The 26606-nt window shown below is 55.4% G+C and carries 16 protein-coding genes; 12 read left to right on the top strand and 4 right to left on the bottom strand.

From position 1 onward, the window contains the following. Nucleotides 1-35: 35 nt before the first annotated feature. Together TH468_RS05460 and TH468_RS05455 are read left to right on the top strand one after the other, a co-directional pair. Nucleotides 36-710 (top strand): DUF488 family protein, encoded by a 675-nt coding sequence (locus TH468_RS05460; protein ID WP_085642580.1) that lies wholly within the window; start codon nucleotides 36-38, stop codon nucleotides 708-710. A 153-nt stretch (nucleotides 711-863) separates the two neighbouring features. Next, entirely contained in the window at nucleotides 864-2021 is a 1158-nt protein-coding gene (locus TH468_RS05455; protein WP_085642579.1) for a calcium-binding protein, read from the top strand. Between the two features lie 12 nt (nucleotides 2022-2033). Here TH468_RS05455 and fabI read toward each other — a convergent pair whose 3' ends face one another. Then, nucleotides 2034-2792, bottom strand: coding sequence for an enoyl-ACP reductase FabI (gene fabI / locus TH468_RS05450; protein ID WP_085642578.1), 759 nt, complete (start codon nucleotides 2790-2792; stop codon nucleotides 2034-2036). 371 nt (nucleotides 2793-3163) lie between these two features. Between fabI and TH468_RS05445 the strand changes: the two genes are divergently transcribed. The 6 genes from TH468_RS05445 to TH468_RS05420 all read left to right on the top strand — a co-directional run bounded on the left by TH468_RS05445 (nucleotide 3164) and on the right by TH468_RS05420 (nucleotide 16326). Next, nucleotides 3164-7999, top strand: a complete 4836-nt coding sequence (locus tag TH468_RS05445) for an NAD-glutamate dehydrogenase (protein ID WP_085642577.1) — start codon at nucleotides 3164-3166, stop codon at nucleotides 7997-7999. 284 nt (nucleotides 8000-8283) lie between these two features. Then, nucleotides 8284-8937, top strand: a complete 654-nt coding sequence (locus TH468_RS05440; protein ID WP_085642576.1) for a TetR/AcrR family transcriptional regulator — start codon at nucleotides 8284-8286, stop codon at nucleotides 8935-8937. 123 nt (nucleotides 8938-9060) lie between these two features. Next, nucleotides 9061-10227, top strand: coding sequence for an efflux RND transporter periplasmic adaptor subunit (locus TH468_RS05435; RefSeq protein ID WP_246832223.1), 1167 nt, complete (start codon nucleotides 9061-9063; stop codon nucleotides 10225-10227). Between the two features lie 38 nt (nucleotides 10228-10265). Next, nucleotides 10266-13433, top strand: coding sequence for an efflux RND transporter permease subunit (locus TH468_RS05430; RefSeq protein WP_085642575.1), 3168 nt, complete (start codon nucleotides 10266-10268; stop codon nucleotides 13431-13433). A 180-nt stretch (nucleotides 13434-13613) separates the two neighbouring features. Beyond that, complete coding sequence (htpX, locus tag TH468_RS05425) at nucleotides 13614-14555, top strand: zinc metalloprotease HtpX (RefSeq protein ID WP_085642574.1); 942 nt, start codon at nucleotides 13614-13616, stop codon at nucleotides 14553-14555. Between the two features lie 193 nt (nucleotides 14556-14748). After that, the gene (locus TH468_RS05420; protein ID WP_139834649.1) at nucleotides 14749-16326 is read left to right on the top strand and encodes a hypothetical protein; all 1578 of its coding nucleotides are present in this window, start codon (nucleotides 14749-14751) and stop codon (nucleotides 16324-16326) included. Nucleotides 16327-16416: 90 nt separating this feature from the next. Here the strand turns inward: TH468_RS05420 and TH468_RS05415 are convergent, their stop codons facing one another. Then, entirely contained in the window at nucleotides 16417-17136 is a 720-nt protein-coding gene (locus TH468_RS05415) for a Bax inhibitor-1/YccA family protein (RefSeq protein WP_063092477.1), read from the bottom strand. A gap of 303 nt (nucleotides 17137-17439) precedes the next feature. Here TH468_RS05415 and TH468_RS05410 point away from each other — a divergent pair, with 303 nt between their 5' ends. Together TH468_RS05410 and TH468_RS05405 are read left to right on the top strand one after the other, a co-directional pair. After that, a complete protein-coding gene (locus tag TH468_RS05410) occupies nucleotides 17440-18909 on the top strand; it encodes a hypothetical protein (RefSeq protein ID WP_246832222.1) in 1470 nt (489 codons plus the stop codon). A 136-nt stretch (nucleotides 18910-19045) separates the two neighbouring features. After that, nucleotides 19046-20662 (top strand): acyl-CoA synthetase, encoded by a 1617-nt coding sequence (locus TH468_RS05405; protein ID WP_085642571.1) that lies wholly within the window; start codon nucleotides 19046-19048, stop codon nucleotides 20660-20662. 76 nt (nucleotides 20663-20738) lie between these two features. Here TH468_RS05405 and TH468_RS05400 read toward each other — a convergent pair whose 3' ends face one another. Continuing rightward, nucleotides 20739-23297, bottom strand: coding sequence for an ABC transporter permease (locus TH468_RS05400; protein WP_085642570.1), 2559 nt, complete (start codon nucleotides 23295-23297; stop codon nucleotides 20739-20741). Further along, nucleotides 23294-24040: an ABC transporter ATP-binding protein gene (locus tag TH468_RS05395; protein WP_085642569.1), complete on the bottom strand. Its 747-nt coding sequence runs from the start codon at nucleotides 24038-24040 to the stop codon at nucleotides 23294-23296. The genes TH468_RS05400 and TH468_RS05395 overlap by 4 nt, the downstream gene beginning before the upstream one ends. Nucleotides 24041-24223: 183 nt before the next feature. Here TH468_RS05395 and TH468_RS05390 point away from each other — a divergent pair, with 183 nt between their 5' ends. Both TH468_RS05390 and TH468_RS05385 read left to right on the top strand, forming a co-directional pair. Then, complete coding sequence (locus TH468_RS05390) at nucleotides 24224-24982, top strand: arylesterase (RefSeq protein ID WP_246832221.1); 759 nt, start codon at nucleotides 24224-24226, stop codon at nucleotides 24980-24982. Between the two features lie 913 nt (nucleotides 24983-25895). Further along, nucleotides 25896-26597 carry a J domain-containing protein gene (locus tag TH468_RS05385; protein ID WP_085642568.1) on the top strand — a complete coding sequence of 234 codons (702 nt, stop codon included), beginning with the start codon at nucleotides 25896-25898 and terminating at the stop codon, nucleotides 26595-26597. Nucleotides 26598-26606 lie beyond the last annotated feature (9 nt).

Raw genomic sequence — 26606 nt, 5'->3', positions numbered from 1 at the left:
GTCTTTTTTGTTTCGGTCTTGCGGTTCCTTGTCAGATGTCGTTTTTTGAAAAAATGCACGACAATCAGGACAACGATTACCCCCAAAACATTATCTGGACCGTCGGTTATGCCGGGCATGACCGGGACAGTTTGCTTGCCCTTTTAAAAGGGCAGGGCATCACGGCGGTGGCCGACATCCGGACTTTCAGGGGATCGAATTACTGGAAGGCATTTGACACCGATACCTTTGGCCCGTTCCTGCGCGAGAACGGTATTGCTTACGTTTTCATGGGGGATGTTCTGGGCGGAAAGCCGCAGGACCCGACATTGTATCCCGATGGTCGGCTAAGCTACGACCTGATGGCAGCGCGCCCGGAATTCAAAGCCGGGATTGATCGTTTGATATCAGGTGCGGGCAAATACCGAATCTGCCTGATGTGTGCGGAAAAGGATCCGCTGGACTGCCATCGCACATTGCTGATCGCGCCGGCGCTCAAACGTGCCGGGTTTGATTTGCGGCATCTGGTTTCCGACGGGCGTGTTGAAACCCAGGCCGAGACGGAAAAGCGCATGATTGCGATCAATAGCGGCGATACGGCAGATTTGTTTGCTGCCAGCGCACCGGATCCCGATGCAGAACTGGTTCTGGCCCTTCAGAAGCAAATTGTAAAAGCGGCCCCGCTTGCTGATGACGCAATAAAATCCAGAAAACGGCAGAATAATTTCTAATATTTCATGTATTAAAACACGTTATCGCCATTTTTTGAAAATGGTCATTTTGTATAATTCAAGTTTATATTTCATTCTATTTTACGAATGTTGATGTGTGCGGGAATATATATTTAAATCTGCAGTTGATGTTGTCAGTTGCAGGAGGGCGTTATGGCACTCGTTACCGGAACAGAAGGCAATGATAGCATTGTCGGATCAGGTGATAATGACACGATTTATGGGCTGGCGGGCGATGATCAGCTTTATGGTGCTGGCAGAGATGACGAGCTGACAGGCGGACCGGGGGCGGATTTGCTTGACGGTGGCCCCGGAGGACGTGATAGCGCCAATTACGATACCGATACCGCAACAGAAGGCGTCATTGTTGATCTGCAAGCCGGAACCGGTCATGGCGGCGAGGCGCAGGGTGACCGGCTTGTTGGCATCGAAGTGGTTGAAGGAAGTCCGTTTGACGATACTGTAATCGGCGATGACGCAAGCAATGTGCTTTGGGGGCGCGGTGGCAGCGATTTGCTGCTGGGCGGTGACGGGGACGATTTCCTGTATGGTGATTATCTGGGCAATGATCCCGGCAATGACACCCTTCTGGGCGGTGCGGGGAACGATACCCTCACGGGACGCGAAGGCGAGGATACCCTGCTGGGCGGTGACGGGGATGATATGCTAAGCCCCGGTGCCGATGCGGACTATGTCGACGGCGGCACTGGAAGCGACACACTGCGTTACAATGGGGACAGCGGCGTTTCGATCAACCTTGAAACCGGTGTTTTTCAGGGCGGCGAAGCCGAAGGCGACGTTGTCCATGATATCGAAAATCTATACGGCACAATCCATGATGACCTGTTGATCGGCGATGCTGGTCGGAATGTTCTGCAGGGGCATTTTGGCGACGATATTCTGCGCGGTGGCGACGGGCATGATGTCCTGCACGGTGGAAATGGTCACGACATCATCGAGGGTGGTGATGGCAACGATTTCCTGCGCGGCAACAGTGACAGATATCCGCAGGATGATGGCCCCGACACGTTTTTGTGGCGGGTGTTCGAAGGCGGTGCCGAACGTGACCGGATTGCTGATTTTGAAACCGGCCCCGATGGCGACAGGCTCCAGCTCGGAACCGAGTTTCAGGAAAAAAGCGGCATCCATGACTTTGCTGATTTTCTAGAGCATGCAGAGGAAACGGACGCCGGGTTGTATGTCGATTTTAGTGATGGTCGGCATTACGATTATGGTGTCCTGATTGAAAATACCGATCTTGCCGATTTCAGCGAGGACAATATCGTGTTCGAGGACAGCATGATCGGTTAAAGGCAAATTGCTTTAGCCCATGATGTTATAGCCACCATCGATATGGATGACGTCGCCCGTGATCCCGCGTGACCGGTCACTGGCAAGGAAAGCGGCCAGTTCGCCTATCTCGTCGATGGTAACCAGCCTGCGTCCCGGTGCCCGGCTTTGGGCGGTGGTCATAAGGTTGTTGAATTCGGCAATGCCCGATGCCGCGCGTGTCAGAAGGGGGCCGGGTGAAATCGCGTGGACCTGAATGTTTTTCGGGCCAAGCTCGGCCGCCATGTATCGGGTTGCACTTTCAAGCGCGGCCTTGACCGGGCCCATGACCCCATAATGGTCAATAACCCGTTCCGATCCCATATAGGTGACGGTCAAAAGTGCGCCGCCGTCGATCATCAACGGCTCTGCACGCTTTGCCAGTCGCTGGAATGAATGGCACGAAATATCCATCGCGGTCAGAAAGCCGTCGCGTGAACAGTCGATCACGCGTCCATGCAGATCATCTCCAGGGGCAAATGCGATGGAATGCAGGACAAAATCCAGTTTTCCCCATTGATGGGAAATTGCCTCGAACAATCGATCCATCTGGTCTTCGTTCTGAACATCAAGCGGGGTGATGATCGTGGTGTTTAGTCCCTCTGCCAAGGGGCGGACATGCTTTTCGGCCTTGTCGTTCAGATAGGTGATCGCAAGCTCTGCACCCTCCCGGTTGAAAATTCGGGCACAGCCATAGGCAATCGATTTGTCGTTGGCAATTCCGACGATAAGGCCCTTCTTTCCTGCCAGCACTTGGCATCTCCTGCTTTGAGTTGTTTTGCGGATGCGAAGCGGACTCCTGATTCGCGCGCCAGACAAAGCTTAGATGATTTTGCGATGCAGCAAAGTGTAAAATTCTGTGACAATCCCCAAATGGAATACAGGGTTCCGTTGATCGGAACCTATTGAGTGAACGATTTTTTTTTGTGCAGAAGCATAGTTTTTAGGCAGATGATCCGCTATGTGTAGCCATGGAAGGAAGCTGCAGTTTTCCGTCATTTCCGGGTGTGGGGAACTTCAGGTTGTCTTCCCAAATACATGTGACATCCGAGGTGTGTAGTGCCGCCCGCAAAGGTCGGCACTTCGGTTCTGGCAAACAGAGCCGATAAAAAGGGAAATTGGACATGAAAGCCCGAAGCGACGACCCGAAACGGGAAGTCATCGACAAGGTTGTCGAACAGATCCAGCAACGCTTGACCGGTAAGATGGCGAAGGATGCAGAAGCATTCGTTCGCCTTTTTTACAAGGATGTACCGCCTGACGACATGGCAGGTCGATCCGTCGACTCGCTCTATGGCGCGGCACTGACATTATATAAATTCGCGCAAAAGCGCCCATCGGCCAATGCCGCCAAGATCCGGGTCTATAACCCCGATCTTGAAGAGCACGGCTGGAAATCCGATCACACCGTGATCGAGATGATCAATACGGATATGCCGTTCCTGGTGGATTCCGTAACGTCTGCCCTTAACGAATTTGACCTGACTGTCCATCTGGTCATCCATCCGATCATGCGTATCGAACGTGATGATCGTGGTGAATTGCAGTCGGTCGAAGCGGTCGAGAATTCGGATGCGCCACGTGAATCCGTGATGCATCTTGAAATTGACGAGCAAACCGACGAAGTCGTTCTGCGAAAAATCCGTGATCGTCTGGAAGACGTTCTTACCGATGTCAGTCTTTCGGTCGAGGATTGGCAGGCGATGCTGTCAAAAGTCGCTGAAGTTCTTGATGGCATCAGAACCGCGCCAACCGGTATTTCCGCCGAAGACCAGAAGGAAGCCCAGGATTTCCTCGGCTGGGTCCATAACGATCACTTCACCTTCCTTGGCTATCGTGAATATAAATTCAGCGGTACCGGCAAGAAGGCCAAAGTGGACGTGAATCCGCAAAGCCAGCTTGGGATTCTGCGCCGTGAAGGGACGCATATCTTTGACGAACTGCGCCAGATCGGCAATCTGTCGACCGAGGTGCAGGCCTTTGTCGCCCAGCCAAGTCTTCTGATGGTGACCAAGGCCAACAAGCAGTCAACCGTGCATCGTCCGGTGCATCTCGATACGATTGTCGTCAAGCAGTTCGATGATGAAGGCAAGGTTGTCGGTCAGCATCTGTTTGTCGGTCTGTTCACCTCGGTTGCCTACAACCTCAGCCCGCGCCTCATTCCGCTTCTGCGCATGAAGCTTGCCGAAACCATCAAGCGTGCCGGCTTCCCGCCTGCCAGCCATGATGCCAAGGCGCTGGTCAATATCCTTGAAACCTTCCCGCGCGACGAACTGTTCCAGATCGAACTTGATGATCTGTATCATATCTGCATGGGCATCCTGCATTTGCAGGAACGCCAGCGGATTGCCCTGTTCGTGCGCCGTGATGCCTTTGAACGCTTCGTTTCCTGCCAGGTCTTCTGCCCGCGGGACCGGTTCTCGACCAAGCTTCGCATGAAGTTCCAGTCGGTGATCGAAGCCGCCTTTGATGGCAAGGTGACGGCACATTACACATTGATCGGCGATAGTCCCCTTGCGCGGTTGCACCTTCTGGTCAAAACCACGCCGGGTGAATTGCCGGAATACAATGTTACCGATATCGAACGCCAGCTTGTTGAAACCGCGCGCGACTGGGCTGATACGCTCCGTCAGGTGCTGGTCCGTGAAATGGGCGAAGAACGCGGCTTGACCCTTTATCGTCGTTACGGCGAAAGCTTCACCGGCGATTATCGTGATCGTTTCGGTGTTGATACCGCGGCTCTTGATATCGACCGTATCGAGGATGTGATCAAATCATCGGACTTGCGGGTCAATCTGTATCGCCCGATCGAGGCGGCCGAGAATGAACTGCGCTTCAAGATTTATAATCCCGGTGCGCCGGTGCCCCTTTCCGATGTATTGCCGATGCTTGAAAATATGGGTCTTAAGGTCATTACCGAAAACCCGTTTAAGGTCGAGCCGCGCGATACGGATGTGAATGTCCGCATTCACGATTTCGGGGTGCTGGTTGACGGCGAATTCCACCTGCATGATGTGCGTGACAAGTTCCAGGAACTTTTCATTCGCATGTGGCACGGCGAAATCGAAAACGACGCCTTTAATCGTCTTGTTCTGCTGGGGGGCTTGCATTGGCGCGAAGTCGTCATCCTGCGGACCTATGCCCGATATATGCGCCAGATGGGATCGGCCTTCTCGCAGGATTACATGGCCAAAACACTGGCCAATAATGCTGGCTTGGCGGCAACGATTGTTGATCTGTTCATTGCGCGCTTTGATCCGGATCGTGATCCGGGGCTGGCCGTCGAAGCCGAGGCCATTGAAGGCGACATTATCACCCGCCTTGAAGATGTGATGAACCCGGACGAGGACCGCATTCTGCGCGCCTTCCTCAATCTCGTTCAATCAACGCTTCGCACCAACTATTTCCAGTATGGCAAGGACGGCAATCCGAAACCCTATCTGTCGGTAAAATTCAATTCCGGCATGGTCGAAGATCTGCCGCTTCCACGTCCTTGGCGCGAAATATTTGTCTACTCGCCGCGGGTAGAAGCCGTCCATCTGCGTGGTGGCCCGGTCGCGCGTGGTGGTATCCGCTGGTCGGATCGTCAGGAAGATTTCCGCACCGAAATTCTGGGTCTGGTCAAGGCCCAGATGGTCAAGAACGCGGTGATCGTGCCGGTTGGCTCCAAGGGCGGCTTTGTCGTTAAACGGCCCCCGGTCGATGGCGGTCGCGAAGCGTTCCTTGAGGAAGGCATTGCGTGTTATAAAACGCTGATGTCAGGCATGCTTGATATCACCGATAATATTGTCGGTGGCGACATCATCCCGCCGGAACGTGTGCGTCGTCTTGATGATGATGACCCCTATCTGGTCGTTGCTGCCGACAAGGGTACTGCAACCTTCTCCGACATCGCCAATGGTGTGGCCCGTGATTATGGCTTCTGGCTTGACGATGCCTTCGCATCGGGCGGCTCGCAGGGCTATGACCACAAGAAAATGGGCATTACCGCGCGCGGTGCGTGGGAATCGGTCAAACGTCACTTCCGCGAAATCGGCAAGGACATCCAGAAAGAACCCTTCACCGTTGCCGGTGTGGGCGATATGTCCGGTGACGTGTTTGGCAACGGCATGCTGTTGTCCGAACAGATCAAACTGGTTGCCGCCTTCAACCATATGCATATTTTTGTCGATCCAAATCCGGATCTGGCGAAAAGCTTTGCCGAACGGCAGCGCCTGTTTGATATGCCACGTTCAAGCTGGGCCGATTACGACACCAAGGTCCTCTCGAAGGGCGGCGAAATCTTTGACCGCAAGGCCAAGACGCTTGATCCCTCGCCTGAGGTTCGCAAGCTGCTTGATCTTGGCACCGGCAAGGTAACACCGGCCGACATGATGAAAGCCATCCTGAAATCCGATGTCGAACTTCTGTGGTTCGGCGGGATCGGGACCTATATCAAATCATCGACGGAATCGAATGCCGATGCCGGGGACCGCGCCAACGATGCCATCCGCATCAATGGCAAGGATATCCGCGCAAAGGTCGTCGGCGAAGGTGCCAACCTAGGCTGCACACAGCGCGGCCGTATCGAGTATGCCCATGCTGGTGGGCGTTTGAATACAGACGCCATCGACAATGCGGCGGGTGTCAACTGCTCGGACCACGAGGTCAATATCAAGATCCTTGTGGGCGAGGTAGTGGCCGCCGGCGACATGACCGAAAAGCAGCGTAACAAACTGCTGGTCGAAATGACCGATGAGGTCGGCGATCTGGTGCTGCGTGACAACTATCTGCAAAGCCAGGCGATCTCGAACGCCTTTGCCGGGGGCGGGGATGCGCTTGATGCGCAGGTTCGCCTGATCCGGATGCTGGAACGCGAAGGTCGTCTGAACCGGGAAATCGAATATCTTCCCGATGACGAGGAACTGGCACGTCGCACGGCCGCCCATCAGGGCCTTACCCGCCCGGAAATCTCGGTTCTGATGCCCTATGCCAAGCTATGGCTCTATGACGAGGTGCTTAAATCCGATCTGCCGGATGACCCGATTCTGGTCGAAGAACTGGTGCGGTATTTCCCGACGGCTGTCCGTAAAAAATACAGCGCGGCGATTTCCAGCCATCGTCTGAAACGCGAAATCATCGCGACCGTGGGGACCAACAGTCTGGTCAACCGCGTTGGCGGCACCTTCGTGCATGACATGATGGAAGCAACCGGGCTTTCGGCGGTGGATGTTTCGCGCGGCTATCTGATTACCCGTGCGGTTTTCGGCCTGCGCAAACTGTGGTCGGGTATCGAGGCCCTTGATAACAAGGTTGATGCCAAGGTCCAGATCGCGATGTTCTCCCACATCAACCGCATGGTCGAAGATGTGACCCTGTGGTTCCTGCGCAATTGCGAGGAATTGAATGTCGGGGCGAAGATCGAGCTGTTCCGTCCGGCGGTTGCCAAGGTGATCGAGGCCTTTGACGATATCGTTCCTGCTGATGCGGCCTTCCGCACGACCCTGGATCAGAAATCGCAATCCCTGATCGATCGGGGCGTGCCCGAAGATCTGGCGCGCCGTGTGGCGGCAATGCAGCAGATGGTCGCGGTTTGCGATATCGTCCGCATCGCCGAGGCAACCGGGCGTGATGTGATTGATGTCGGGGCAACCTATTTTGCCATCGGGGCACGCTTCCAGCTTGGCCTGCTGCGTGCAGCAGCCGAGTCCATAGAAGCCGAAACCCATTGGCAGAAACTGGCGCGTGCCGCCGCGATTGATGACCTGTTCGGTCATCAGCGCGAACTGACGCGTGTTGTGCTTTCTTCTGGCACGAACGGCACGGTTGGTGGTGATCTGGTCCGGAAATGGGTCGATGATCATCAGCGTGGTTGTGCGCGGTGTGATCAACTGATCGACGAACTGCGTGCCGCAGGGCAGATCGACCTGTCGATGATCACGGTGGCAAACCGTCAGATCAGGGCAATGGTCGGCGGCTGATCGGCCCGGCACGGATTTTCGCAAAAAGGGGGCGCTTCGGTGCCCTCTTTTTTTGACTTCGCCGGGGTGTGGATATCTCCCGAAATGTCAGGAGCACCCGGATGCCAGTTGGTTGGCAACTTTTTTAAAGCGGGTGCTGACCACGAAGTGATTGAATCGATTTAATTTACTGCCATTCTCCTGCCGTTTTTATATGATGAAAACCAAATGAAGTCAGGGGATGCCTTGAAAAATACCAACCGGTACGTATATTGAATACAGAAAAAGAGAAAAATGGTGTGAAAATGAGGAACGCTGCCGAGACCCGGACAAAATTGCTGGAGACCGCAATACAATTGCTATGGACCAGCAGCTATCACGATATTGGTGTCAGTGATGTCTGCAAGCATGCAGGGGTCACCAAGGGCGCATTCTATCATCACTTTGATAGCAAGGCCGCCCTGTTTGCCGCCTCTGCCCGCCATCACTGGGACAAGGGCAAGGACGAACTCAGGGCCATCTTTTCCCCTGAAATCGCCCCGCTTGATCAGCTGAACCGCTATATCGACCTGATCATGAACAAGCAGAAAAAGCAGGGTGCACCGGGTGATACAGAAGTCTGTGTCTGTCCCATCTTTACTGCCGGTGGCCAGGTCGGCCCCGAAGACATCGAAATTCAGGACTGTTCACGCGAACTGGCCGAGGAACAGATCAAGTATCTTGCCTCGATGATTCGCGGCCTTAAAGGCGAAGGCATGCTTTCGGGCGATGCCGACGTTACGACTCTCGCGCGGCTTGTTTTCCAGTATGTGCACGGTTTACTGACTTACGGCAAAGTTTTTAACTGTGCTGATACTGTTCGGTCTGATCTGCGTGTTGGCATCTGCCGAATCCTTGATTTACGCTGTGAATACAGGAAGGTAGAGACAGATAATACCTCTCTGTCGGCTGCCGAATAATTTGCAGAATTTAGAATTTCTGTAAATTTTTTTCATTTTGCCCTTGCTAACAAACCGATCGGTACGCATCTTCCCGCTATTCTGTCCGCGAATGCGCGGGTCACGCTATTGGGAAATGGAAAGATGCAATCACGATCCAAACTTAGAATGTTGCTGCCTGCCACAGCTGCAATCGTTGCGATTGCTGCCGGTGGTTACGGGCTGAGCACCATAGGCACCGCCGATGCCGACGAAGCCGTCGCACAGGCTGCACCGCAAATCACCCCCGTCACTGTCCAGGACGTGCACAGCCAGTCCGTCAGGCTTTGGAACAATTTCTCCGGCCGGCTGAGTGCGGTCGAGGAAGTCCAGCTTCGCCCGCAGGTCAGTGGTGCGATTGTCGATATCCGCTTCGAAGACGGCCAGATCGTCAAGGAAGGCGATATTCTGGCAGTCATCGATCCCCGCACATACAAGGCCGCCGTTGACGAAGCCAAGGCCGAACTGGCCGCTGCCCGCCAGACCCTGTCGCTTGCCGCCAAGGAGAAGGCACGCGCTGAAAAACTGGTGGCCAATGGCACCGTTTCCAAACGTGTCTTTGATGAACGCGTCAGCGCCGAACAGGTTGCGCAAAGTCAGGTTAACCGTGCGCTTGCCCAGCTCGAACTTGCCGAAATCGAATTTGACCATGCCTTCGTCAAGGCACCGATTGATGGCCGTGTCAGCCGGGTCGAACTGACCGTTGGCAATCAGGTGAATGCCGGGCCGAACGCACCGGTACTGACCACGATTGTCTCGACCGGTAAAATCTATGCCGATTTCGATCTGGACGAACAAACCTATTTCGCCAGCATCTATGACGCCAACAAGGTCGGCGGTGCAGCACAGCAAATCCCGGTTCGCCTGACTGTCGCCGGTGGCGAAACCATTTCAGGCTTCGTTCACAGCTTTGATAACCGGATTGATACCCGCACTGGTACCATCCGCACCCGTGCCCTGTTTGAAAACAGCAACGGCGCCTTACTGCCCGGAAGCTTCGCCAGCCTGCAACTCGGCACCTCGGCCGAACAGGATGTCATCCTGATTTCACCAGAAGCAATCAGCACCGATCAGGACCGTAAATTCGTTTACGTGGTCCAGTCGGATAACACGGTTGCCTATCGTCAGGTGACGTTGGGTTCCGAAGTTGACGGGCGCCGCATCGTGACATCCGGGCTTGAACCCGGTGACATGGTGATTGTGAACGGGATCATGAAAGTTCGACCCGGTATGCCTGTTGCTCCTGAAATTCTGCAGGCCTCGGCATCCTGACGGATGCTTGACTGCGCGCAAAGACTAGGCTGACCGTTATGCAGAATATATCCAGATTCTTTGTGGATCGCCCGATTTTCGCTGGCGTTCTATCCGTCCTGATATTGTTATCAGGTTTAATTGCCATGCTGAATTTGCCGATTTCCGAATATCCGGAAGTCGTGCCGCCGACCGTCGTGGTCGAAGCGCAATTCCCCGGTGCAAACCCGGCTGAAATTGCGCAAACCGTCGCCTCCCCGCTTGAAGAACAGATCAACGGGGTCGAGGGGATGCTGTATGTCAACTCGCTGGCAACGACCGATGGCCGTCTCAGCCTGACCGTGACCTTTGAAATCGGAACCGATCCCGATCTGGCACAGCAAAAAGTCCAGAACAGGGTATCGCAGGCCGAACCGCGTTTGCCCGATATCGTCCGTCAGCTTGGCGTGACGGTGTCAAAGCAGTCCCCGGATCTGACGATGGTGGTGCATCTGCTCTCGCCAAATGACCGCTATGACATGCTTTATCTGCGCAACTACGCGACCCTGAATGTCAAGGATCAGCTGGCGCGCATCAAGGGCGTCGGGCAGGTCGGTCTGTTCGGGTCGGGTGACTACGCCATGCGCATCTGGCTTAACCCGGACAAGGTTGCCGAACGCGGCCTGACCGCGGGCGATGTTGTTTCGGCCATTCAAAGCCAGAACGTGCAGGTCGCGGCGGGTACGATTGGCGGCGCACCGTATGACACCGGTGTGCAGTTCCAGTTGCCGATCAATGTTCACGGGCGCCTCGAAACGCCCGAGGAATTTGCCGAAATCATCATCAATCGTGACGAAGACGGCACTGTAACCCGTCTTGGCGATGTCGCCCGCGTGGAGCTGGAAGCCCAGCAATATGCGCTGCGTTCCCTGCTTGATAACAAATCGGCCGTCGCCCTTCCGATCTTTGCATCGCCGGGTTCCAACGCGCTTGAAATTTCAAGCAACGTTCGCGCAACCATGGCGGAGCTTAAGGAAAACTTCCCCGAAGGTCTTGAATACAGCATCGTTTACGATCCGACCGTCTTTGTTCGAAGCTCGATCAAGTCGGTGATCAAAACCCTGCTCGAAGCCGTCGCCCTCGTTGTTGTGGTGGTGACAATCTTCCTGCAGACATGGCGTGCCTCGATCATTCCGCTGCTGGCTGTGCCGGTGTCGATTATCGGGACATTTGCCCTGATGCTGTTGCTGGGGTTCTCGATCAACGTACTGTCGTTGTTCGGTCTGATCCTCGCCATCGGGATCGTGGTCGATGATGCCATTGTGGTGGTCGAAAACGTCGAACGTAATATCGAACGTGGTCTGTCACCGCGCGATGCAACCGTGGCCGCGATGCGCGAAGTGACCGGGCCGATCATTGCGACCTCGCTCGTGATCACCGGCGTCTTCGTTCCGATTGCCTTCATCAGTGGTCTGACCGGTCAGTTCTATCAGCAGTTCGCCCTGACAATCGCCATCGCAACGATCATTTCAACCATCAACTCCCTGACGCTCAGCCCGGCTCTGTCGGCACTGCTGCTGAAACCTCATGACGCACCGAAAGACTGGCTGACCCGTGCCATGGACTTTGTCTTTGGCTGGTTCTTCCGCTGGTTCAACCGGTTCTTCAATCGCAGTACGGAACTGTATGGCGGGGGTGTCAAACGGCTGCTGGGGATGAAAACCATCATGATGGCGGTTTATGCCGGATTGCTGGTTCTGACCTGGCAGGGTTTCCAGATTTTGCCGTCCGGCTTCATTCCGTTGCAGGACAAGCAGTATCTGGTCAGCTTTGCACAATTGCCGCAGGGCGCGACACTGGACCGCACCGAAGAAGTCATTCGCGAAATGTCTGAAATCGCATTGGCGGAACCCGGTGTTGAAAGTGCCGTGGCCTTCCCCGGCTTGTCGATCAACGGCTTTGTGAATAGCTCAAGTGCCGGCATTGTCTTCGTGGCGCTGACCGACTTTGCCGAACGCAAATCCGATGATCTGTCGGGGCTGGCGATTGCCGGAAAGCTGCAACAGAAATATGCTGCCCTTGACGAGGCCTTTGTTGCCATCTTCCCGCCACCCCCGGTTCAGGGTCTTGGCACGGTGGGCGGTTTCAAACTGCAGGTGCAGGATCGCAGCGACCAGGGATATCGTGCGCTTGACGACGCCATGAAACAGGTACTGGCCAAGGCATGGGCCGCACCTGAACTGACTGGTGTGTTTTCAAGCTACAATATCAATGTCCCGCAATTGCAGGCCAATCTTGACCGTACAAAGGTCCAGCAGCTTGGCATTCCGGTCGATGAAATCTTCCGGACCATGCAGATCTATCTGGGCTCCATGTATGTCAACGACTTCAACCAGTTCGGCCGCACCTATCAGGTGATCGCACAGGCGGACAAACCCTATCGCTCAAGCCCCGAAGACATCCTGCGTCTGCAAACACGCAACGCGGATGGGGATATGGTGCCGCTTGGCAGTGTTCTTTCCGTATCGGAAACATTCGGTCCAGATACCGCCATGCGTTACAACGCCTTCCGTTCGGCTGATCTGAACGGCAACGCCGCACCGGGTTACTCCAGTGGCGAGGCCGAGGCCGCGATTATCAAAATCCTGGAAGAAACATTGCCGCCGGGAATGTCCTATGAATGGACCGACCTGACCTATCAGCAGATTCTGGCGGGTAACACGGCAATCTTCATCTTCCCGATCTGTATTCTGCTGGTCTTCCTTGTTCTGGCGGCCCAGTACGAAAGCCTGACCTTGCCGCTGGCGGTCATCCTGATCGTCCCGATGAGTACGCTTTCGGCTGCCTTTGGTGTCTATCTGTTTGGGGGTGACAACAACATCTTCACCCAGATCAGTCTGTTCGTTCTGGCCGGACTGGCATCAAAGAACGCCATCCTGATTGTCGAGTTCGCCCGCGAACTTGAACATCAGGGCCGGACAACCGTTCAGGCGGCAATCGAAGCCAGCCGCCTGCGCCTGCGGCCGATCCTGATGACGTCGCTTGCTTTCATCATGGGCGTTGTCCCGCTGGTGATTTCAAGCGGTGCGGGTTCCGAAATGCGCCAGGCCATCGGCATCGCCGTCTTCTCGGGGATGCTGGGTGTGACCATCTTCGGTCTGATCCTGACACCGGTGTTCTACGTGCTGGTGCGCAAGATGGGCCGACGCAACGAGGTTCGTTCACTTGATGGGGCTGACGCGCAGTAGCCCGCAGAGTAACGAAAACCGTTGCATAACAGCCGGACCATAAAGTTCCCCCGACCCCGTGGTCCGGCTGTTTTCTTTTCTTTCCTGTGACGTTGATCTCATCGAATTCCGGTCGTGCTTGCCTTGGCGTAACTTCTCCCTATCTTCTGGCCGGAGTATTCGTCAAAGGAAGTGTCGACCATGAATTATGTGCGTACAGGTTTGCTGCTGGCCGGTTTGACTGCGCTGTTTGGTGTGGTTGGCATGATGATTGGCGGGCAACAGGGCATGATCATCGCATTGCTGTTTGCCGGGGCGATGAATGTGTTTGCCTATTGGAATGCGGATTCCATGCTTCTGCGCATGCGTGGCGCAAAACAGGTGGATGACCGCACGGCACCTGAACTGGTATCGATGGTGCGCGAACTGGCGCAAAATGCCGGGCTGCCGATGCCCAAGGTCTATGTGATCGACAATCCCCAGCCCAATGCATTCGCCACCGGGCGCAATCCCGAAAATGCAGCCGTCGCCGCAACCAGCGGCCTGATGCAGTTGCTTGATCGCAACGAGATTGCCGGTGTGATGGCCCATGAACTGGCTCATATCAAAAACCGCGATACCCTGACCATGACCATCACCGCCACCATCGCCGGGGCGATTTCGGCCTTGGCCAACTTTGCCATGTTTGCCGGGATGTTCGGCGGTGGTCGCAATGACAATAACAATCCGCTCGGCGGGGTCGGGATGATCCTTGTTGCCATTCTGGCACCGCTTGGCGCGATGCTGGTGCAAATGGCAATCTCGCGTACCCGCGAATATGAGGCCGACAAGATCGGGGCGGAAATCTGCCGCCATCCGATGTGGCTGGCATCGGCGCTGAACAAACTCGACAAGGGTGTTCGGGCCATTCCCAATATGGATGCCGAACGCAATCCGGCGACCGCGCATATGTATATCGCCAACCCGCTTTCGGGCAAAGGCGTGGACAGTCTGTTCTCAACCCATCCGAGTATGTCCAACCGTATTGCCAAATTGCGTGAAATGGCGGGCGCGCCACAATCGGCAACGACTGCACCGGCAAAATCCGGTCCGTGGTCCGGGGCGGCAAAGGACCGCCGGGTGCGTCGTCGTCCCTGGAATTAATCTAAGTTACTAAAATTTGGGGGGATTTCCCGACCCCGACCTATACAAACCTCGCTATTTTTATCCTTCGGTATGGTGTGAAATGCGATGGCGTATGATTGACGCCGCCGCCGCCGCACGAGAATATATCACAATCGTCTAAGTCAACCTCCGGCAACGGACGGATGGCAACAGATGTTTGAGAAGGGGATAAATGGCGGGCTTCTGGTCTATGGTCGGGCTTGTTTTCAAGTCCATCTTTACAACCGGGGAAACGGTTGAAAACGGTTCTGCGTCGGTCGACGGACCGGACGAACGCGTCGAACCATGCCTGTATGCCGTTGCCCACTTTGTCCCCGAAGATCCATCCGGAACGCCATTGCCCGATCAGGTTGGTGACTGGGTGAAACGCACCCTATCGGATATCCCCGATACTGCGCCACTGTCGTTGGGACGGCATTTCACAATCAGCACCGATATTGCCGATGCCTTTCAGGCCGTGCGCGAAGCCCATGCCGGTGTGTTGAATATCGCCCGGCGTCAGGATGCCACGGCGGTATTCTGGGGGCAGACCAATCCGCTAAGCGGATTGCTGGAAGTTCATTTCAGCAACGATATGCTGGTTTCGCCCCTTTATGAATTGCTGCTGCCATTGGTTCACACCTTCCGTCAGCCACAGCATAAAGATACGGCAGCGGCCCTTCATATCCTTCTGACATGTGAATTACTGGCGCGTGCGCGTGGCCGTGATCTGCGCGCGTTGCAGGTGGCACGCCTTGCGTCTCACCTTGATGACCTTCAGGAACGGATCAATAACGGCGAAAACTTTGCCGATGTCGGGCAGGGCGTGACAACCGCTTATGCCTTTGGCGCGGTTATGCTGGCCGAAACGGGTGAACGCAGCTATTGCCTCAGCGCCATCCGGGCAATTGAACCGATTGTCCGTCAATTCCTGACCCTGGCCACGGAAACGCCAAAAGACACCAAAACGATCAAAAAGCCGACCGGTCTTCTACATGAACGGATCGTTCAGCAGGAAACCGTTGAAACCATAAGAAAAACCGAAGACATGTTGCGCGGGGTTGCGGATCTGTCACTGATTGATCCGGAACGGTCGGCGATCATGGCGTTGTATGGCACGCTTTTGAACTGGTCGATGGTAAGCAATATGAACGCGCGTTCAGGCGCAACAGCCATTGGCGTCTGGAAGCTTCTGGAACGCCGGTTTGAATTGATGGCGGGCACGCCGGTTTCGCGCGCGAATGCCATTGGCAAACTTGGCGAAGCCACGATGATCCATGCCAAGGAAATTGATGATATCGAAATGGCCGAAACGGCCAGTGGCCATTATCGTCGGGCGCTGGGACTTGTGAATGCCAAGGCCCACACCGTTTTATATGCCCAGATTGCCTATGGTCTGGCGGAGTCTGTTGTCGCCCAGTCCACGATTGGCAGCATCGGTGTCGTTGCCGAACAGGTTATTCCGGTCTTTCAGGCGGCTCTTAAAGTCTGTTCAAGACGCGATCATCCCTATCTTTGGGGGCGGGCGATGTTCGCGCTTGGCAGTGTGCAGTTTTCCCTCGGTGCTGCGGAAAAGGACCTTAAGACAATTTCGCATGCACGGATGAATTTCTCTCAGGCTTACGAAGCTTTCGACGAGGCTGCTGCACGCGGGGCGGCGCGCGCTGCCTCGGGCAGTTTCACCCGTGCCGAAAACATGATGCACCAGCTTTCGCAACGCCAGGCCGTAATCGATGCGACTGGCGGCGCAGGAGAAGCCAAGGCTTCGTAAGGGATTTCCGGCAATTCGAAATCAGACAAAAGAAAACCCCGCAGCCTTTCGGATGCGGGGTTTTCCGACTGCGAATGCCGGGGATCAGTTCTATTCGCGATTACCGAAGAACTGAAGCAGCATTACGAACAGGTTCACGAAGTCCAGATACAGCTGCAGGGCGCCAAAGATGGCTTTTTTGCCTGCGGTCGCCTGATCATCGTGCGCATGATAGCTTTCCTTGATCCGCTGGGTGTCATATGCGGTCAGACCGGTAAAGATCAGAACACCAGCACCAGAGATCACGAACTGAAGCATCGTGCTGCCCAGGAAGATGTTCACGACACTGGCCAGGATGATCCCGATCAGACCCATGAACAGGAAGCTTCCCCAGCTCGACAGGTCTTTCTTCGTCGTATAGCCGTAAAGGCTCATCGCGGCGAAGGTGCCTGCGGTGATGAAGAAGGTCCGCGCGATGCTTTCACCCGTGTAAACGAGGAAGATCGACGACAGCGACAGACCCATCAGAGCCGCATAAATCCAGAATGTGGTTTGTGCGGCACCAAAGCTCATCTTGTGGATGCGGAAGCTCAGGAACAGGACGAGGCCGATCGGGGCCAGCATCACGATCCAGTGCAAGCCGGTTCCGAAAATCGCCTGCATCAGGGTAGGGCTGGTCGACACAGCCATCGCGACGATACCGGTCAGGGCAAGTGCAGATGCCATATAGTTGTAGACACGCAGCATATAGGCGCGGAGACCTTCATCAATCTCGGCCGCCGACCGGCCAACCGAGACGTCATAGCCGCGTTGACGCGTTTCAAAAGCCATTGAAATCCCTCTTTGATCCATAACGGGCAGAATGTTCATAGAACTCTGCAATGCTGAAAATATGGCAGGATTTCCGTGAAAAGCAACGGTTTGGCCAATTGTCCTGCCCTTGGGACTGACAATGTTGTGATCTTGTTCACTCTGTCCCGAAGTGCGATTTTTTGGCCGTTTTGGTCTATAATTGCGTATCCTTTTACAGGATCGGTACTGTTGCGGGCGGTTTTGCCCCGGTTTGGGTCGTCGATGGGAAAAAAAGTTTTCGATAACAACGGCATATTGAAAACCTGTGGATCGAACATATTCTTGTTCATCTCGCGGGCGGGGCGTGCGTCGTTGCTCGGTCTTGTCCTGTCGCTTTTCGCCGTTTCCGTCGCATCGGCACAGAATCCGAATTTCGTTGCCTCCAAAAAGGCAAACGAGGTGCCGGTATTTGATGCGGTTTATCCCGAAGATGAATTTTGTGCGACGGCGGGTGTCGGTGGCCTTTGTGCCGCCGAACCGGTGGATGTGCCCGAATTTGACGCCAATTTCATTTATCGTTTCGTTGCCTACGAAGCACAGCGGCCGTTTGACCGGTTTTCATGGCAGGCAATGGTTTCGCTGGTCTGGCCTTACGATGGTGACGGGAATCCGATTGATGCCGGTTACCGGCACCCCGATGCCGGGCGTGCATGGTGGGAAACCTATCGTGACAAATATTCATTGTTTGCCGGGGCGTCGGCGCCCGATGATCAATGCCGCAAGGACCTGCCTGACGGATCTTTGCTGCTGTCGGCCTTTGTGCAGGCGTCCGGTGACGTTCTGATTGATCAGGCGGGAAACTTCGTTCTGTACGAAACACGCGTGAATGATATTGCCGCTGATTATATCCGTTGGAATGGCCTTGATAGTGCTGCTGGCCGCATGGCCTTTGCCCAAAGCGGCCAGTCTGTCGCCTTCCCGATTCTAAAGCTGTCTGCGGGGGCGGGAGCCCCATCGCTTGAAAATGCCAATCTGCTGGCCAGCGACAAGACGGCTTTCAAGCCCGGCGCGCAGATGATCAAGTTCGCCTGGCGCATCATGACCGATCCCGCCGATCAGGAACGCTATTATACAAAACCGGCCCGGATCGCCGTTGCGGCAAAGGATGCCATTGATGGCAGGGCCAAATGTCTGGATGTGACGGTCGGGATGCTCGGTTTGCACATCGTTCAGCGTGTCAAAAGCGGCAATGGGGATCGCTGGATATGGTCGACTTTCGAACATGTCGATAACGCACCACTGGCATCAAATGCACGCCGCCCCAACAGCATCATCGCCAATGACCTGTTCCCCGACGGTTGTCTGGGCCCAGACAAAACAGATCGTGATTACGTTTTTTATGACGGTGTCGAGCGTGCCGACCATCTTGCCAATCAGATCGTACAATCCGATTTACGCTGGGCGGACGAGCCACCCTATGCCCGTGATCCGGATGGCAATCGCGTCACTGCGCCCGATATCGTCCGTTGCTGGCGGCTTTTTTCCGGAACGGCAGAGGCGAATTTCGTCTGGCAGCGGAAACTGGGTGACAGTGTCTGGAAAAACTATTTTCTGGTCGGCACCCAATGGATCGGAAATGGGGGCGGGGCCCCGTTCGGGGTGGGGGAAGTTCCCCGATTCTTAAGTAACGTCGCCCTCGAAAGCTTTATTCAGCATCAAATGGATGGCACCTGCCTTGGATGTCATTCCACCGCGTTTACCGACGCCGGACAACCGTCCAATTTTACCTTCCTGCTCGATCCGGGTCGCTAGCGGGTACTGCGTCATGTGGTGCCGGTCGGATCACGACAAAATGGTTCATATTTGCCGATGCATCGACTAGCATGTGCCGACCAAAACGTCGTGAAATCAAAAAATCAAAAAGACGTGGCGGATACAGGGAGGAAACATGCTACCGGTTCGTGCGGATTACGCGTCGGTGCGTTCGGATTTTGTCTGGAACGTGCCTACTTATTTCAATATCGGTGTTGATGTTTGTGACAAATGGGCAGACGATCCGGATCGTCTTGCGCTGATGTATCGCAGGCGCGATGGGTCGCGACGCGATTACAGCTTTGCCCAGCTCAAACGTCTGTCGAACCGTTTTGCCAATGTCATGCGCCGTCACGGCATTCGTCGCGGGGATCGGGTCGGTATTCTGTTGCCGCAAAGCCCCGAAACCGCCGTGGCCCATATCGCCACCTATAAAATGGGTGGCATTGCCGTGCCGCTCTTTGCCCTGTTTGGCGTCGAGGCCCTTGAATACCGGCTTGGCAACTGTGCCGCAAAGGCACTGGTGACCGATCAGGAAGGGGCGCGCAAAATTGCTGAAATCCGTGATCTGCTTCCGGCCCTTGAATATGTCTATGTCATTGATGGCGCGCCTGAAGGCTGTTTTGATTTCAAGGCTCTCTCGGCCGAGGCCAGCGACGATTTCGAACCGGTCAAGACGCGGGCTGATGAACCGGCCCTGATCATTTATACATCCGGCACCACCGGCCAGCCAAAGGGCGCGCTGCATGCCCATCGCGTGCTTTTGGGTCATCTGCCCGGTGTGGAAATGTCGCATGACTTCTTCCCGCAGGATGGCGATGTTATGTGGACCCCGGCCGACTGGGCATGGATCGGCGGGTTGCTTGATGTCCTGCTGCCGGCCTGGCATCACGGCAAACCGGTCGTGGCCCACCGTTTTGAAAAATTCAGTGCCGAGGCCGCCTTTGACCTAATTGCCGAATATGGCGTGCGCAATACCTTCCTGCCGCCAACCGCGCTCAAGATGATGCGCGCCGCCGGTGATGATGTGGCGGTAAAGTTCAAATGCAATATACGTTCAATCGCAAGCGGTGGGGAAACATTGGGTGCAGAACTTCTGGATTGGGGGCGTCGGGTGTTTGGCGTCACCATCAACGAGTTTTATGGCCAGACCGAATGCAACATGGTGGTCAGTTCCTGTCAGTCGATCATGACCCCCAAACCCGGCGTCATGGGCCGCGCGGTGCCAGGGCACGAGGTCGCGGTGATCGATATGGCCGGGAATGTGCTGTCCGCTGGGGAAATGGGCCGGATTGCGGTTCGGTCACCCGATCCGGTGATGTTTCTGGAATATTGGCGTAACCCCGAAGCCACCCGTGATAAATTCATCGGGGAATGGCTTCTGACTGGCGATATGGGCGAACTTGACGCCGATGGCTATATCCGTTTTGTCGGGCGCGATGACGATCTGATCAGCTCGGCAGGCTACCGTATCGGTCCGGGCGAGATCGAGGATTGCCTGATCGGCCATCCCGCCGTGCGCATGGCCGGTGTGATCGGCAAACCCGACGACCAACGCGGCCAGATCGTTAAGGCCTTCGTCGTGCTGGCCGACGGGGTCGCACAAAGCCCGGAGCTTGAGGCCGATATCCGTGATTTCGTCAAAACCCGTCTGGCGGCGCATGAATATCCGCGCGAAATCGCCTTCATGGACCAATTGCCAATGACGACAACCGGCAAGGTTGTCCGTCGCGCCCTTCGCGATCTGGCATAATTCCAGCCGATACCAGATCAAAATGAAAAGGGCCGGTTTGTAATGAACCGGCCCTTTTTGTTGTTCTGTGCTGATGTTACTCGTTGCGCAAAAGCGGTGCCGCCGGGCTGCGTAACGCCTGCCAAGTCCCGATGAAGCCCGCCGACAGGGTCGCCGCCAGGCCAATCGCAATCGGCCCAAAGATCGTCATCGGCAGGAACGTCCAGCTCGCTTCCATGATCAGCACCAGAACCGACCAGGCCGCAAGACTGCCAAACAGGGCGGCAATCACCCCGGTGGCAAGGCCCAAAATCCCGTATTCCAGCGCATAGGCATAAAGGATATTGCCGCGCGTCGCCCCAAGCGTCTTGAGGACAACCGCATCATAAATCCGCTTGCGCCGTCCGGCGGCAACCGCTCCGGCAAGGACCAGAACCCCGGCGACAATCGCGATTGAACTGGTCGCGTTAAGCGCCGTTCCGATCCCGGCCAGAATGGCATTGGCGGCCTCAAGCGCCTCGCGCACCCGGATGGCCGACACATTGGGGAAATCCATGCCAATCATGCGATCAACCGGTTCTTCCATGTCGCGCGGCATATGGGCGGTCGCAATCAGGCTATAGGGCGCCTTGTCGATCAGGCCCGGCGAAAACACCATCGCGAAATTCATCCGAAGGCTCTGCCATTCGATTTCGCGCCAATTGGCAATTTCGGCGGTGATATCCCGGCCCAGCACATTGACGGTCAATGTATCGCCGGGCTCCAGCGAAAAGGCCTCGCCAATATCGCGCGAGATGGAAACAAGCGGTTTGGCCGCATCGTCATAATCGGCCGGCCACCATTCCCCGCGCACGATCTGGGTTTCGGGCGGCGGGCTTGCGGCAAAGGTCAGGCCACGATCCCCGCGCAGGAACCAGCGATCATCCCCCGGACCAACATCATTGGCATCCACCCCGTCAATCGCAACCACCCGACCGCGCAGCATCGGTGTTTGTTCGATATCCGAAACATTATCTTTTTCAAGAAGCTGCGTTTTGAACTGATCCATCTGATCAGGCCGAATATCAAGGAAGAAGAAGGCCGGGGCCGAGTCCGGCAGATTTTCGTTGATCTCGTGATCAAGGTTGCCCTCGATCCCCGAAATCGTCACCAGAAGCGTCAGACCAAGACCAAGCGACAGCGCAATCGGCACCGTGCTGGCACCCGGCCGATGCAGGTTCGCCAGTGCCAGACGGCTAAAGGCATTCCGTCCGCCGGTCATCCGTTTTGAAAGCGATACAATTGCCTTGCCCGCGGCGGCAAAAACCGCAATCGCCAGAAGCGATCCGGCGATAAAGCCAATCGCGATCTTCTGGTCCGTTGCGGTAAACACGGTCAGCAACAGCAACAGGATAAGCGGCACACCAACATAAGGCAGATCGCGCTTACTTAACGCGCTGCCATTCATCAGTCCGGCACTGGCGCGGAACAATCGGGCAGCGGGAATTTCACGTGCACGCAAAAGCGACGGCATCGCAAAGACCAGTGTGGTCAGAACGCCAAACGCCGTCGCAATCAGAAGCGATGGCAATGCCGGGCCCAATGTCACATCAATCGGCAAACGCCCGGCCAGAAGCGGCGCAATGACCGCCGGTGTGACCGCCCCGATCAGAAGCCCGATGCCAATCCCGACAAGCGACAGCATCAGGATTTGCAGGAAGTAAATCCGCAACACCAAACCATGTGATGCCCCGATGGATTTAAGCGTCGCGATAACGGATGTTTTGCTTTCGATATGGCTGCGCACCGCATTGGCAACACCAATCCCGCCAACCAGCAATGCCGAAAGCCCCACCAGTGTCAGAAACAGCGTCAGCCGTTCGATAAACCGCCGCAGGCCCGGATTGGCATCCGATACATCACGCACGCGCCACCCGGCATCTTCAAACTGCGCGTCAAGCCGGTCGCGAAACACCTTTGGCGTTTCCGCATCATTCAAATCCAAAGCGTAATAATAATTGATCAGGCTGCCCGGCTGCACCAGTCCGGTCTCAGAAAGGGCATCCATCGACACCATCAAACGCGGGCCGAAATTGAAAAAGCCAACCGCCTTGTCGGGTTCGGTCGCGATCACGCCACGGATCTGGACATCAATATCGCCAAGGCGAACCGTATCGCCAACCTTGATCTTCAACCGTTCCAGAAGCCCGGCCTCGGCAACACCGCCCCAGACACCGTCCTTTTTGGCAAGTGCGCCGTCAAACGCAATACCGTCGGCAAGTTCCATCTCGCCAAACAGCGGATAGACATCGTCAACCGCCTTAAGCTCGACCAGCCTGCGCTGCTCCGGCCCATAGGCGGTGGCGCGCATGGTCGCAAGCTCGCCCATGCGTTCGGTATTCTCCGAAAGCCAGGTCTGCTGTTCCTCGCTGGCGGGCATATGCACAAGGCGAAGCTCGACATCCCCGCCCAGAAGGGCACGGCCATCGCGCTCAAGCGCATTTAAAACGGATTCCGAAACGTTTCCGACCGCGGCGATTGAACCAACGCCAAGTGCCAGACAGGCCAGAAAAATGCGAAAGCCCGAAAACCCGCCGCGCAATTCCCGTCGGCAGACCCGCCAGGCAATCGACCACAGCTTTTCCGCCCCGTTGGTGGATTGGGAAATACGGCTCATATGTCGGCATCCTGTTGCGTAACGATTTCCCCGTCGCGCAGCATGATCGACCGGTCGCACCGCGATGCCAGCCCCGGATCATGCGTAATCAGAAGCAATGTCGAACCCTTGCGTTTCGCCAGATCAAACAGCAATTCGATAATCGTTTCACCCGTGGCCCCGTCAAGGTTGCCGGTCGGCTCATCCGCAAGAAGCAGTTCCGGGTCGGTCGCAAGCGCACGCGCCAAAGCCACGCGCTGCTGCTCGCCACCACTCAACTGCCCCGGATAATGCCCGATGCGATGACCAAGTCCGACGGCCTTAAGCTCCGCCTCGGCGCGCTCAAACGCATCCTTGCGTCCGGCAAATTCCATCGGAAGGGCCACGTTCTCAAGGGCGGTCATGGTCGGCACAAGGTGGAAGTCCTGAAACACGATGCCGACATGATGGCGGCGATAAAGGGCCAGACCATCTTCATCAAGCTTGCGCAAATCCTCGCCACAGATATTGATCGTGCCCGCCTGCGCCTGTTCCAGCCCGGCAATCACCATCAAAAGCGATGTTTTGCCCGATCCGGACGGCCCGACAAGGCTGACACGTTCGCCGGCATCAATCTGGATATCGACCCCTTTGAGGATATCAACAATCCCCGCCGGTCCCTTAAGGCTCAGCTTAAGCCCGGAAACATCGACGGTACGCTGACGCCCGGCCTCGGTCGTGGCCGTGTTTTTATCCGCGATAGTGGCAGTTTCGGTAACACTCATTACAGGTCCAATCGGGCTAAGGCATTGCAAGGTTAGGCAAACGGGTTAAATAACTGTACGGAATTTAGTATCGACGGTTCAAACTTGTTTATCCGAAGGGAGCCAATAGGTAACCAATGAGTGACCAGCAGGTAACCAACGGGTAACCGTCCGTGCAGGATGACAAAACATAAGGTGAGATTTGTGGCATATACGCTGTTCGGGCAAGACCCGGCTGTTAACCAGTTCACTTTCAAACAAAAAACCGGACTTTTGGGTCGACTTTCCTACCGGTTGTTCCGCTGTGCCGGTATGGCTTTCGGCATTCTGATCGGCGCCATGAGCCTGTTTGGCATTCATGATGCCCAGGCGGCTGACAATGCCGCAAACACTGCTTCGGGCAATGCCCCGCAAACCCTGATGCTTTATGGTGACAGCCTGATGGCGGGTTACGGCCTCTCGCACGAGGATGGATTTGCCCCACGGCTTGAAGCCGCCCTTCGCGATGCCGGCCATAACGTCAAGGTCATCAACAGTTCGGTTTCCGGCGATACGACGGCGGCGGGTCTTTCGCGCCTTGAATGGGCGCTGGTTGATGATCCCGATGTGGTGTTGCTGGAACTGGGTGCCAATGACGCGCTTCGCGGGGTCGAACCATCCCAGACCCGCGAAAACCTTGATGAAATCATCGGCAAACTGCGCGACCGCGATGTCGCGGTCCTGCTGGCCGGAATGATGGCACCACCCAATATGGGCAAGGAATACGGGGCTGAATTCAATGAAATCTACCCCGAACTGGCGGCTGAATATCAGTTGGCCTTCTATCCCTTCTTCCTTGATGGGGTCGCCGCCGATTCCAGCCTTAATCAGGATGACGGCATCCATCCCAATGCCGACGGGGTCAAGGTGATCGTTGAACGCATCCTGCCGCAGGTGATTAACGTGCTGGAAGCCGATTCCTGATTTTGCAGATCATCTGACGATCCAAAGGCTGTGACGCCCGTCACAGCCTTTGTCGTTTTTGGGCGGATTTCTGAAAAACCTTTCAATAACAATATGGTAAAGGGTGTCAAAATGCACCCGGACGGGTGTGGAATCGCCCCGCAGGCACGGCAATTTCGTCGAAATCCAATCAAAAAACTACATTCGTAGATAGAATTAGGAAACAAACCGAAACGATACTCTCGCCATAGCCGTGATCAATGACGATGAAACTGGAAATTCCGATTTAATCAAATTAAATCAATTGTTTGATGTGTTCCGGACAAGGGTTCAAAGTCATCAAAACGGACCCGAAAACGGGCAAAAACCGCTCAAAACACTTGATCAGGTGTGAAATTAACACACCATTTACTTTCGGTTATGTTTCGAATATTGCCACCTGCAACTGCATTTGTAGGTAACACGCTTTGGCATGACCACGACGCAGCAGACCGGCACACCGGATGGATGAAAATGCCGGAAGCCCACCCAACTGCAATGCACTTCCGGAAATTCCGAATAATCATTTTATAACAATGAATTAGCCGAAAATTGCCGCGTTCCCTTGTGCCCGGAAGGCCGTCGCGGATTTTTGCTGTTGAAACACCAAAGATGCGCCCGGCGAATTTCTGCAAAACCAAAAATATCATTTAATATCAATGCCTTAAACTGGGTTGTCTTCTCAAGATATCAACCAAAACCCGCCGATTTTCCCTGTGGATGAATCGGAAGCGATTCAATTTTGCCTACAAACGCAGTTGCAGGCCGAGTCCCCGACCGCTACACTTTGCCTCAACATGCAGTTTCACGAGCGGCAATATCTGAAAGCGTGATATAACAGGCTGATTTTACAACTAAAAATTGGCCGGGGATGATGAGGGGGCGATAAGGGGCGATGGCAACACAATCTGTCAAACAATCCTATACCATTCCGTGTTCATCGGTTTTCCGTGATGCCGTTCTGGCGCTGGCGACCAAGCGCGGTGTGAATGCCGCCGATCTGGCGCGTTCCGTCATGCTGATTGTGCCCGAAGGCGCGATTGAGGATTACGAGGACCCCGGCGATCCGCCCCCCGGTGACCGCGAAACCATCGTCCTGAAATCCGGCCCCGCCGAAGGCCGTCCCTGGCGGCGCAAACCAAGGCTGCAACTGCGTTTGCCACCGGGGCATTCAATCATCACTGTGCGCAAGGCGCTCAATATGGCGCTGCATTTCGACAAGGGCGAGGTCAAGATGCGCGTTGAAAAGGCCGATATCCTTGCAGCCGAACGCAAGGCACTGGAAGAAGCCCACGCCATCAGAAAACGGCAGGCCGAACCACCCGTCGAGCTTCTGCAATCGCGCGAGGAACTTGAACGTCTGCGCGCCATTGTCGATAATCTGGCGTTCGAACCACTTGATCGTGGGGTCACGACCTTTAACGAAGCCCTACATGTCATGGGCTTTGCCCCCAATGCCCGGCCCGACATGAAGTCCATCCGCACCAAATATCGCATTCTGGCCGCCATTCACCACCCCGATAGCAATTATGGATCGCACCAGCGCATGACACAGCTTAATGCCGCGATGGACCTGTTGCGCCGACATATTGCCTGACGGGGCAGG

The organism is Thalassospira sp. MCCC 1A03138, assembly GCF_002115785.1.
Taxonomy (GTDB): domain Bacteria; phylum Pseudomonadota; class Alphaproteobacteria; order Rhodospirillales; family Thalassospiraceae; genus Thalassospira.
This window is presented reverse-complemented; position numbering and strand designations above follow the sequence as displayed.